The 11,225-nt window shown below is 63.3% G+C and carries 8 protein-coding genes; 6 read left to right on the top strand and 2 right to left on the bottom strand.

Going from position 1 to position 11,225, the window contains the following annotated elements; all coding sequences use genetic code 11:
* Positions 1-35 precede the first annotated feature (35 nt).
* Both HSDC_RS13310 and HSDC_RS13305 read left to right on the top strand, forming a co-directional pair.
* Positions 36-680, top strand: a complete 645-nt coding sequence (locus HSDC_RS13310; RefSeq protein WP_064700422.1) for a L,D-transpeptidase family protein — start codon at positions 36-38, stop codon at positions 678-680.
* A 199-nt stretch (positions 681-879) separates the two neighbouring features.
* Positions 880-1,143, top strand: a complete 264-nt coding sequence (locus HSDC_RS13305) for an Lpp/OprI family alanine-zipper lipoprotein (RefSeq protein ID WP_064700421.1) — start codon at positions 880-882, stop codon at positions 1,141-1,143.
* A gap of 112 nt (positions 1,144-1,255) precedes the next feature.
* Here HSDC_RS13305 and HSDC_RS13300 read toward each other — a convergent pair whose 3' ends face one another.
* Together HSDC_RS13300 and mfd are read right to left on the bottom strand one after the other, a co-directional pair.
* Entirely contained in the window at positions 1,256-2,323 is a 1,068-nt protein-coding gene (locus HSDC_RS13300) for a L,D-transpeptidase family protein (RefSeq protein WP_244534462.1), read from the bottom strand.
* Positions 2,324-2,448: 125 nt separating this feature from the next.
* A complete protein-coding gene (mfd, locus tag HSDC_RS13295) occupies positions 2,449-5,895 on the bottom strand; it encodes a transcription-repair coupling factor (protein WP_064700420.1) in 3,447 nt (1,148 codons plus the stop codon).
* Positions 5,896-6,077: 182 nt separating this feature from the next.
* Between mfd and HSDC_RS13290 the strand changes: the two genes are divergently transcribed.
* The 4 genes from HSDC_RS13290 to HSDC_RS13275 all read left to right on the top strand — a co-directional run bounded on the left by HSDC_RS13290 (position 6,078) and on the right by HSDC_RS13275 (position 11,224).
* Positions 6,078-7,541, top strand: a complete 1,464-nt coding sequence (locus HSDC_RS13290; RefSeq protein WP_064700419.1) for a glyceraldehyde-3-phosphate dehydrogenase — start codon at positions 6,078-6,080, stop codon at positions 7,539-7,541.
* Between the two features lie 295 nt (positions 7,542-7,836).
* On the top strand, positions 7,837-9,186 hold the full coding sequence (locus HSDC_RS13285) for a Na(+)-translocating NADH-quinone reductase subunit A (RefSeq protein WP_064700418.1): 1,350 nt from the start codon (positions 7,837-7,839) through the stop codon (positions 9,184-9,186).
* Positions 9,186-10,412: an NADH:ubiquinone reductase (Na(+)-transporting) subunit B gene (locus HSDC_RS13280; RefSeq protein WP_064700417.1), complete on the top strand. Its 1,227-nt coding sequence runs from the start codon at positions 9,186-9,188 to the stop codon at positions 10,410-10,412. The genes HSDC_RS13285 and HSDC_RS13280 overlap by 1 nt, the downstream gene beginning before the upstream one ends.
* Entirely contained in the window at positions 10,412-11,224 is an 813-nt protein-coding gene (locus tag HSDC_RS13275) for a Na(+)-translocating NADH-quinone reductase subunit C (RefSeq protein ID WP_064700416.1), read from the top strand. The genes HSDC_RS13280 and HSDC_RS13275 overlap by 1 nt, the downstream gene beginning before the upstream one ends.
* The last annotated feature ends 1 nt before the right edge of the window (position 11,225 follow it).

The raw sequence follows: 11,225 nt of genomic DNA, 5'->3' as shown, positions 1-11,225 counted from the left end.
GTTTCATCGCCCATCGTCGACGAGTTCCGCCTACCATGACATTGCTTTCCCGACGCCGCTTCGCGTTGCTGCTCGCGAGCCTGTGCCTGGCCCTGCTGACACCCGTTCTGGCTCATGCCGACCTGATGAGGGCCATTCAGGCGCGTAGCGGACTGATGGACGAGATTCTGCTGCAGGCTGACCAGCCCCGTTACAGCAATGAAGTCTGGGTCTTGATCGACAAGCAGGCATCGAGCCTGAGCCTGTATCGTGGCAACACGCTGCTGGAACGGTTCTCACCGATCTCGCTGGGGCGAGGTGGGGCCGAGACCCAGCGCCTGCGTGGCGGCCGTGTGACCCCCCTGGGCGAGTTTCGTGTCACTCGATTCAATTTCGACAGCAAGTTCCACACCTTCATCGGCCTGGACTATCCGACGCCCACTCATGCACGCATGGCGCTGCAGACCGGTATCTACAGCCAGCGAGAATACGACGACTACTTCGCCTATTACCGCCGGCATGGTCGGCCGCCCCAGGATACGGTGCTGGGCGGGTATATCGGTATCCATGGCGTCGGGGTGGCGGACGCGGATATCCATCGCCGTTTCGACTGGACGGATGGCTGTGTCGCGGTCACCGATGGGCAGGTTGATACCCTGTCGTCGATGATCGACATTGGCACGAGGGTCGTCATCCGCTAGGCTTTACATGCGCTAGGGACGTTCTCGTCTGGAAGCGGGCGCTGGGCGTTCACGAACAGCGTTTGACTTCTACGGCGCGCAGCGTAATGTTGCTAACAGAAGTGCTGACGTCAGCACTTCCTCGAAGTCCCGCCCTGCGGGAAGCCTGCTTCGGCAGGCGTCGCCAATGCAGTTCCAAGGAAGATCCAAGGAGAACATCATGACTCTCAAGACAACTCTGAAGCTGACCGCCGCTGCTGCTTCTCTGGCCGTTCTGGCCGGCTGTGCCTCTTCCGGCGCTCTGGAAGAAGTGCGTACCACTGCCGAATCCGCTCAGGCCGATGCCGCTGAAGCTCGCAGCATCGCGACCGAAGCTCAGAACACCGCCAACCAGGCGCAGCGCGACGCTCAGCAGGCTCTGCAGATGTCTCAGCAGAACCGTGAAGAGATGAACCGCATGTTCGAGCGTTCCATGCGCAAGTGATCGTGCCTCGCCGCCCATGGGCGGCGTATTGACACGATAGACAAGGGCCCCGCCATTCGGCGGGGCCCTTGTCGTTGTTGGCGCCACCGGCGCGTGCCGGTGGCGGTCGGTATCAGCTGCCGAAGGAAAGCTGGTTCATGAAGCCGGGCTCGGCGAAGACCAGCTCCAGGCGATCGTAGAGGGTCTTGGGTGCTGGCATGGGCTCGGGAGCCTCCGGCGTTTCCGAGGCCTTCAGCGCCACCGGGATGCCCGTGGGAACTTCGACGACTTCACGCAGCCGGCCGTAATCTACGGGGTAGTCATCGGCGTCGATGCTGGCTTCCACCTGGGCGAGCGCCTCGGTGACTCGCTGGATGGTGGTGCCCTGTTCCTCGTCCAGATAGGGGTAGGCCTGGACATAGAGGGTATCGTCGGCCCAGCCGAGCTTGAAGCTGTCGTTGACCAGGTTCACCTGAGTGCCTCGGGGCAAGCGGGGGAAGAGGGCGTCGATGTCCTCGGGCAGCATGCGGATGCAGCCATGAGTGACGCGCATGCCCACCCCTTCCGGCTTGTTGGTGCCGTGGATCAGATAGCCCGGGATACCCAGGCGCATCTTGTAACGGCCCAGGGGATTGTCGGGGCCGGGCGGCACCACGCTGGGCAGCGATCGACCGTTGGCTGCGTGTTCCTTGATGATCGACTGGGGCGGATACCAGGCGGGATCCTTGATCTTCTCGGTGATCGTGGTGGTGCCCAGCGGTGTCTTCCAGTCCATGCGGCCCACGGCAATGGGGTATGTCTCGACCGTGGCGGGCTCGCCCTCGGCGTGGGGAGGATAGTAGTACAGGCGCATCTCGGCGACGTTGACCACGACCCCCTTGCGTGGCGCATCCGGCAGGATGAAGCGACCGGGGATGGTGACCTCGGTGCCCTCGCCGGGATACCAGACGCTGACGTCGGGATTGGCGCGTACCATGGCCTCGTAGCCGATGCCGTGTTCGTGGCCGATGTCGATCAGGGTGTCTTCCTCATCGGCCACGACGGTGGTGACTTCGCCGATCAGGTCGCCATCTTCGGGAAGTCGATAATGCCCCGGAGGCAGATCGCCGTCGGCGGCCTGGAGCGGAGCGGCGAGCACGCCGGTCAGGCTAAGGGCCAGGGCGAGGCGGGTGGTATGCCCGAGAAGGGCGGAGGAAGTCATCGCTGTCATCGTCTCTGATTGCCGTTCGTTCGGGGCCATGGCCACATCCTTGTGCCGAAGGCCTGTGTATTGGAGTGATTCGCCGGCCAGAGGTTCGCCGGCCGGCGTCGAGTGACCGTTGAGCCTCATGCGGCTTCGGCCTTGCGATTGAGTGAATCCAGAAGTCGCTCCACGAAGTCGAAGCGTGATGTCTCGTCTCCCAGGTCTGCCGAGAAGCGCAGGGTATCGGCGCCTTCGAGCCGGTAGGTCTGTGGATCGTGCTGGATCAGCTCGACCAGAATCAATGGGTCGACCCGAGTGTGCCGGGAAAAGATCACGCGGCCACGCTCGGCGCCGGCCTCGAGCTTGACGATGCCCAGGCGCTCGGCGCGCTGGCGCAACCGGGTCTGGCGCAGCAGGGTCTTGACCGGTGCCGGCAACAGGCCGAAGCGATCGATCATCTCGACCTGGAGCTCCTTCAGCTCGGCCTCGGTTTGGGCATTGCTGATGCGCTTGTACATGACCAGGCGTTGCTGAACGTCGTGGAGATAATCATCGGGAATCAGTGCCGGCAGGTTGAGGCTGATCTCGACTCCCTCGTCGAGGGGGGCTTCGATATTGGGTGTCTTGCCGTCGCGTATCGCTTTCACCGCACGATCCAGCATCTGCATGTAGAGACTATAGCCCAGGGCCTCCATTTGTCCGCTCTGTTCGTCGCCGAGCAGCTCGCCGGCGCCGCGGATCTCCATGTCGTGGCTGGCCAGCGTGAAACCGGCGCCCAGGTCCTCGGCCTGGGCGATCGCCTCCAGGCGTTTGGTGGCATCGCGGGTCATCGCGCGCGGCGGCGGGGCCAGCAGGTAGGCGTAGGCCTGGTGGTGGCTGCGCCCGACACGTCCACGCAGCTGGTGAAGCTGGGCCAGCCCGAACTTGTCGGCCCGCTCGATGATGATGGTGTTGGCACTGGGCACGTCGATACCGGTCTCGATGATGGTGGAGCAGACCAGCACGTTGAAGCGCTTGTGGTAGAAATCGGACATCACCCGTTCCAGCGAGCGTTCGGGGAGCTGGCCGTGGGCCACGCCGACCCGGGCCTCGGGAATCAGCTCACGCACAGTCTCGGCGGCAGTCTCGATGGTCTTGACCTCGTTGTGCAGGAAGTAGACCTGCCCGCCACGCAGTATCTCGCGCAACACCGCTTCCTTGATCACCGATTCGTCACGCTGCTGGACGAAGGTCTTCACTGACAGGCGACGCGCCGGCGGGGTGGCGATGATGGAGAGGTCGCGGATGCCGCTCATGGCCATGTTGAGGGTGCGGGGGATGGGCGTGGCGGTCAGCGTCAGGATGTCCACCTCGGCCCTCAGCTGCTTGAGTCGCTCCTTCTGGGCGACACCGAAGCGGTGCTCCTCGTCGATGATCAAAAGGCCCATGTTGGCGAAGCGCATCGACTTGGAGAGCAGCTTGTGGGTGCCGATGACGATGTCGGCGCGACCATCTTCGATGCGTTGCTTGGCGGCGCTCTGTCCCTGGCCGCCAGTGAAGCGCGAGACGAGCTCGATGTTGACGGCGGTATCGGCGAAGCGATCGCGGAAGTTCTCGTAGTGCTGGCGAGCGAGCAGGGTGGTGGGCACCAGTACCACGACCTGGCGTTCGGAATGCACGGCCAGGAAGGCGGCGCGCATTGCCACCTCGGTCTTGCCGAAGCCGACATCGCCGCACACAACGCGATCCATCGGCCGGGGAGCCGTCATGTCTCCGACCACGGCCTCGATGGCGGCCTGCTGGTCGGGCGTTTCCTCGAATGGAAAGCTGGCGGCAAAGCGCGCGTATTCGGCGTCCGGCATCTGGCAGGCGAAGCCTTCCCGGGCTTCGCGACGCGCATAGATGTCGAGCAGCTCGGCGGCGGTGTCGCGAATTTTCTCGGCGGCTTTCTTTCTAGCCTTGTCCCATTGTTCGGAGCCCAGGCGGTGCAGCGGAGCCAGTTCGTCATCGGCGCCAGCATAGCGGGAGATCAGGTGAAGGCTATCCACCGGCACGTAGAGCTTGGCACCGTCGGCGTACTCGAGGGCAACGAATTCGGCGGCCTGGCCACCCGTCTCCAAGGTCTCGAGCCCCAGGTAGCGCCCCACACCGTGCGCCTGATGCACCACCGGCGCCCCGGGGCGAAGCTCGGAGAGATGGCGTATGGCCAGTTCGCTATCGTCGGTGGCCTTCTCCCGACGGCGACTCTGGCGGACGACCTCGCCGAACAGTTCGGTCTCGCTGATGACCGCCAGGTCCGGGGCGTCGAGCCACAAGCCGGCGTCGATGGCCCCCTCGGTGATGGCCAGGCGCTGCCCGCTTTCGAGAAAGGTCGGGAAGTCGTCGACATGAGGCAGCTCGAGTCGCAGGGGCGCCAGGGTCTCTTCGAGGGCTTCACGACGCCCTCGGGATTCGGCAACGAACAGCACCCGGGTGGGGTGATCCTCGAGGAAGCGGGAGAGCGCGGCCAGTGGCTCCTTGGCTCGGGCGTTGACCGTCACTTCCGGTACGCTGCGCGCCGCCGGCGCGATGGCATGGGGGTGATCCTCATCGTCGGTGAGTTCGACGCGAGGATATTGCTTGATGGCGGCGAAGACCTCGGGAACCGGTACGAAGGCGCGATGGGGAGGCAGCAGGGGGCGGGTCGGGTCGACGCCCAGGTTGTCATAGCGGCTCTCGATGGCTGCCCAGTGATGTTCGGCCGCCTCGAATACGCCCGGTGTCAGGGCGACTTGAGTGGTGTCGGCGAGATGGTCGAACAGCGTTGCCGTCTCGTCGAAGAACAGCGGCAGGTATTGCTCCAGGCCAGGCGAGGGAATGCCTTTCAGGGCATCCAGGTACAAGGGGCACTGGCGCGGGTCGACGTCGAACAGCGTCTCGAAGCCCTCCCGGAAGCAGGCGATGGCGCTACGCGACAGGGAGTATTCGTGGGCTGGCAGCAGCTCGAGGCGCTCCACCTTGTCCTGACTGCGCTGGGTGTCCGGATCGAAACGACGCAGGGTGTCGATCTCGTCATCGAACAAGTCGATGCGCAGGGGCGCTTCGCTGCCCATGGGGTAGAGGTCGATGAGGGCGCCGCGAAGGGCATATTCGCCGGGTTCATAGACCGTTTCGACGGCGCGGTAGCCGGCTCGCGACAGGCGATCGCGGAAGCTCTCACGCTCCAGCGTCATGCCGACCTCGAGCGTCATGACCCGACCGGCGATGTAGTCGACCGGCGGCAGGCGTTGCATCAGGGTGTTGATCGGCACCAGCACAATGCCGTGTTCGCCTTCCTGCAGGCGGCGCAAGGTGCGCAGGCGGGCCGAGACGATGTCCTGATGGGGCGAGAAACTATCGTAGGGTAGCGTTTCCCAGTCGGGGAAGGGCAATACCGGCAGGCGCGAGTAGAAGGCCAGATCGCCCTCCAGACGCTGGGCGGCGGCGGTGTCGGCCGTGATCACCAGCAGCGGGGCGTCCACGGCCAGGTGCGCCAGGGCCAGTGCTGTGGCACTGCCGGGCGGTGTCTGCCAGTAGAGGGTGTCACGCAGCCCCTTGGGACGACGGGGGTCGAGTGGTGAAAAAGTCGGCATGGCGTCGGTCGCGTCGTGTCGAATGGGATAACTGCGGGCATCATACCAGTCCCGTGTGTCATGTAGTGAGAAGCCGGTTGTTGTAATCCGTCTACACCGGTTGCGACCATCCCGCGATTGCTCTTGGAGGGTCGGCTTCGGATAATATCGCCGAATCTCAATCCCCCACAGAGAGGCCTCTCGTGAGTCAGGAATCCCTCGATACCGTCTTCCAGGAATGGCACGACGACCAGGCAATCGCCGAGCAGATGATCCCGTTGATCGGCAGCCTCTATCGTTGCAACAACGTCGTGACCACCATGTTCGGACGTTCACTGTTCAATCGCAGTGTCATCCGGATCCTCAAGGACCACCGTTTCGTCCGCAAGATCGAGGGGACCGAACTCTCCGTTCGGGAGACTTTCCCGCTGATCCAGGCCATGCAGTCGCTCAACCTGGGGCCGGCCCACGTCGATGTCGGCAAGCTGGGCGTGGCCTTCAAGAAGCGGGGCGGCGGTGATGCCGAGGCGTTCCTGCGCGAGGAGCTGGCCGAGATCGTCGATGCCCACGACCCGGATGCGGGCACTGGCGAGCCCAAGGACGTGGTGCTGTATGGCTTCGGCCGTATCGGGCGTATCCTGGCCCGTGTATTGATCGAGAAGGCGGGCGGCGGCAACCTGCTGCGCCTCCGGGCGATCGTGGTGCGCGGGCGGGGCGATATCGCCAAGGATCTCGAGAAGCGAGCGAGCCTGCTGCGCCGTGATAGCGTGCATGGCCCCTTCGATGGCACCATCAGCGTCGATGTCGAGTCCCGAACCCTGATCGCCAACGGTAACGTCATCAAGGTGATCTACGCCGATTCGCCTGCCGAGATCGATTACACGGCCTATGGCATCGACAATGCCGTGGTGGTCGACAACACCGGCATCTGGCGTGACGAGGCGGGCCTGGGCCAGCATCTGGAATGCAAGGGCGTTTCCAAGGCGCTGCTCACGGCACCGGGCAAGGGGGATGTCAAGAATATCGTCTATGGCATCAACCATCAGGACATCACCAGCGATGACCGCATCATCTCGGCGGCGTCCTGCACCACCAATGCCATCGTGCCGGTGCTCAAGGTGCTCAACGACGAGTTCGGCATCGCCCATGGCCATGTCGAGACGGTGCACTCCTATACCAATGACCAGAACCTGATCGACAACTACCACAAGGGCGACCGGCGTGGCCGTAGCGCACCGCTCAACATGGTGTTGACCGAAACTGGTGCCGCCAAAGCTGTGGCCAAGGCGTTGCCCGAGCTGTCGGGCAAGCTCACCGGCAATGCCATTCGGGTGCCCACGCCCAATGTCTCCATGGCGATTCTCAACCTGACGCTGGATCGGGATACCGATGTCGCCTCGCTCAACGACTACCTGCGCCGCATGTCCATCGGCTCCGACTACCAGAAGCAGATCGACTTCGTCGATTCGCCCGAGGTGGTGTCCACCGACTTCGTCGGCAATCGTCACGCCGGTATCGTCGATGCCCAGGCGACCATCGCCAACGGCAAGCATGTGGTGCTCTACGTCTGGTACGACAACGAGTTCGGGTACAGCTGCCAGGTCATTCGTATCCTGCAGCAGGTATCCAATGTGAGCTTCCTCAAGTTGCCCCGCGCCCAGGCGTGAGCCTGCCTGCCGCCCCGGCGCTTGACCGGGGCGGCAATTCCCGCCAAGTCTCGCCTCTCTCGCCGACCAACGTTCTTTCTACTGCTTGGGCTGCCATGCGCGAGGAGCGTCAGCCCCCCGTCTTGCGACCTTCGGTCGGTAGTCATCGCATCGGCTTCTCTTTATAATATCCGGGATTTTCGGGGTGGTTCGAGCTTGTCTCGAGCCCGACTGGTAACATTCCGACAATTAAAAGAATCTGAACCCATTCGTACCCCTTTCCTTCGTATATCCGATCCATCAACTGGGCGAGACTATGATCGAAGTCAAGAAAGGCCTGGATCTCCCCATCACGGGTGCCCCGGAGCAGCGTATCGAGGATGCGCGTCCGGTGCGTCACGTGGCCGTCCTAGGAACCGACTATATCGGCATGAAGCCGACCATGGAGGTCCGGGAGGGGGACAAGGTCAAGCTGGGCCAGCTGCTCTTCACCGACAAGAAGATCGAAGGCGTACGCTTCACCGCGCCGGCGGCGGGCGAGGTCGTGGCCATCAACCGTGGCGAGAAACGCAAGCTGTTGTCGGTGGTGATCAAGGTCGACGACACCGAGGATGCGGTCTCGTTCACGGCCCATGGTCGTGACAAGCTGGCATCCCTGGAGCGCCAGGCCGTGGTCGACCAATTGGTCGAGTCGGGCCTGTGGACAGCGCTGCGCACGCGCCCTTATTCGCGGACGCCGGCCCTGGATGCCAAGCCGGAGAATATCTTCGTCACTGCCATCGATACTCACCCGCTCTGCGCCGACCCCGCCGGTATCATCAACGAGCAGGCCGAGGCCTTCGAGGATGGGCTCAAGGTCCTGACGCGACTGACCGAGGGCAAGGTGTTCCTGTGCAGCGCACCGGACGCTTCCCTGCCCGGCGACAATGTCGACGGGGTCGCGACGGAAACCTTCTCGGGCCCCCACCCTGCGGGGCTGGTCGGTACCCATATCCATCACCTCTCGCCCGTGGCGCTGCACAAGTCGGTGTGGCACATCGGCTACCAGGATGTCATCGCGTTCGGCAAGCTGTTCGCCGAGGGCAAGCTGGACGTCAATCGGGTCGTCGCCGTCGGTGGGCCGCGCGCCGAGCAGCCCCGTCTGCTGCGCACTCGCCTCGGCGCCAGTACCGAAGAGCTGCTGGACGGGGAGGTCGTGAATCCCGAGGACACTCGGGTGATCTCCGGTTCGGTGTTTTCCGGTTTCACCTGCGAGGGCAGTCTGCGTTTTCTCGGTCGTTTCCACAATCAGCTCAGCCTGCTTGAGGAAGGCAACAAGCGAAGCCTGATGGGGTGGCTCTCGCCGGGGGCCAACCGCCATTCCGTCATGGGGATTTACCTCTCCAAGCTCAAGGGCCTGCGTAACTACGCGCCGACCACTTCCACCAACGGCTCCGAGCGGGCCATGGTGCCCGTCGGGGTGTACGAGGAAGTGATGCCGCTGGACATCCTGCCCACCCAGCTGCTGCGTTCGTTGATCGTCGGTGACATCGAGACGGCGATGCAGCTTGGTTGCCTGGAGCTGGATGAGGAGGACCTGGCGCTGTGCACCTACGTGTGCCCCGGCAAGTACGAATACGGTCCCATCCTGCGCGATAACCTCACCACGATCGAGAAAGAGGCCTGATGATGGGTATCCGACAGACACTCGACAATCTCGAGCCGCACTTCCACAAGGGCGGGAAGTACGAACAGTTCTACCCGCTCTATGAAGCGGTCGACACCATCTTCTACACGCCGCCGAACGTGGCCAAGACTACCGCTCATGTGCGCGACGGCATCGACCTCAAGCGCATCATGATCACGGTGTGGCTGTGTACCTTCCCGGCGATGTTCTTCGGCATGTGGAATGCCGGCTGGCAGGCTAACATGGCCATCGCCGATGGCTTCGGCGCGGCCACCGGCTGGCGCGAGGCCATCGTGATGACCCTGGGCGGAGGCCATGATCCGGGCAGCCTGTGGGGCAACTTCGTGCTTGGTGCCACCTATTTCCTGCCCATCTATCTGGTGACCTTCGTCGTCGGCGGCTTCTGGGAAGTCCTGTTCGCGATCAAGCGTGGCCACGAGGTCAACGAGGGGTTCTTCGTCACCTCCGTGCTCTATGCCCTGATTCTGCCGGCGACCGTTCCGCTGTGGCAGGTAGCGCTCGGCATTACCTTCGGTGTGGTGATCGGCAAGGAAATCTTCGGCGGTACCGGCAAGAACTTCCTCAACCCGGCATTGACGGGGCGGGCCTTCCTGTACTTCGCCTATCCGGCACAGATCTCCGGCGATTCCGTGTGGGTAGCAGCCGACGGCTTCACTGGAGCCACGGCACTGTCCACCGCCTACCAGAGCGGCATGAGCGCCCTGAGCGATCAGCTCAGCTGGTGGGATGCCTTCCTCGGCTTCATGCCGGGCTCGATCGGTGAGACGTCCACGCTGGCTATCCTGATCGGCGCGGCGGTGCTGCTGTGGACCAAGATCGCCTCCTGGCGGATCATGCTCGGTGTCTTCCTCGGCATGGTCGCGACCAGCGCGCTGTTCAACCTGATCGGCTCCGACACCAATCCGATGTTCGCCATGCCCTGGTACTGGCACCTGGTGATTGGCGGCTTTGCCTTCGGCATGGTGTTCATGGCAACCGACCCGGTGTCCGCCTCCATGACCAATCCGGGGCGTCTCATCTTCGGGATCCTGATCGGCGTCATGACCGTGCTGATCCGCGTGGTGAACCCGGCCTTCCCGGAAGGCATCATGCTGGCGATCCTGTTCGCCAACCTGTTCGCCCCGCTGATTGACCACTTCTTTGTTCAGGCCAACATCAAGCGCCGCCAGCGGCGTACCGGTGATCTGGCCGAGGAGAATGCCTGATGGCACAGAGCAACAACTCCATCAAGAAGATCCTGACGGTGGCGTTTGCACTCTGCATCGTGTGCTCGATCATCGTCTCCACCGCCGCGGTGGCGTTGCGCTCGAAGCAGCAGCTCAACCAGGAACTGGACCGCAAGACCAATATCCTCAACGTGGCCGACCTCTACGAGCCCGGCGACGATGTGGCGGAAGAGTTCCAGAAGGTGACGCCCAAGGTCGTGGATCTGCGCAGTGGCGAATATACCGATGAGTTCGATCCCGACAACTACAGTGGCTTCGAGGCGGCCAGGGACCCTGCGCAGTCGCGGACGCTGTCCGGTGAGACGGACATCGCCGGGTTGTCCCGTCAGGAGAATTACAGCACCGTCTACCTGGTGGGTGATCCGGACGATCCCGAGCAGGTGATTCTGCCGATCCGCGGCCAGGGCCTGTGGGGGCTGATGCGTGGCTACCTGGCAGTCGAGGGCGATGGCAATACCATCGTCGGCATCACCTACTACTCGCATTCCGAGACGCCGGGTCTGGGCGCCAAGGTCGACACGCCGAAGTGGAAGGCGCAGTGGAAAGGCAAGCAGATCTATGGCGAGGGTGACGGTGTCGAGCCGGAAATTGGCCTGGTCAAGGGCGGGGCGAGCGAGAAGACCGAAGTCGATGCGCTCTCCGGTGCCACGCTGACCAGCAACGGCGTGACCAACATGCTGCAGTTCTGGCTCGGGCCGGAAGGCTTTGGTCCCTATCTGGCCAAGTTCCGTGGTGGCATCGACCAGGAAGCCGTCAACACTACGTCCACTGACGAGACCGAAGGAGCCTGAA

Source organism: Halomonas caseinilytica (assembly GCF_001662285.1).
GTDB lineage: Bacteria > Pseudomonadota > Gammaproteobacteria > Pseudomonadales > Halomonadaceae > Halomonas > Halomonas caseinilytica.
Note: the sequence above shows the minus strand (reverse complement) of the source record. Positions and strands in the feature narration are given on the sequence as shown.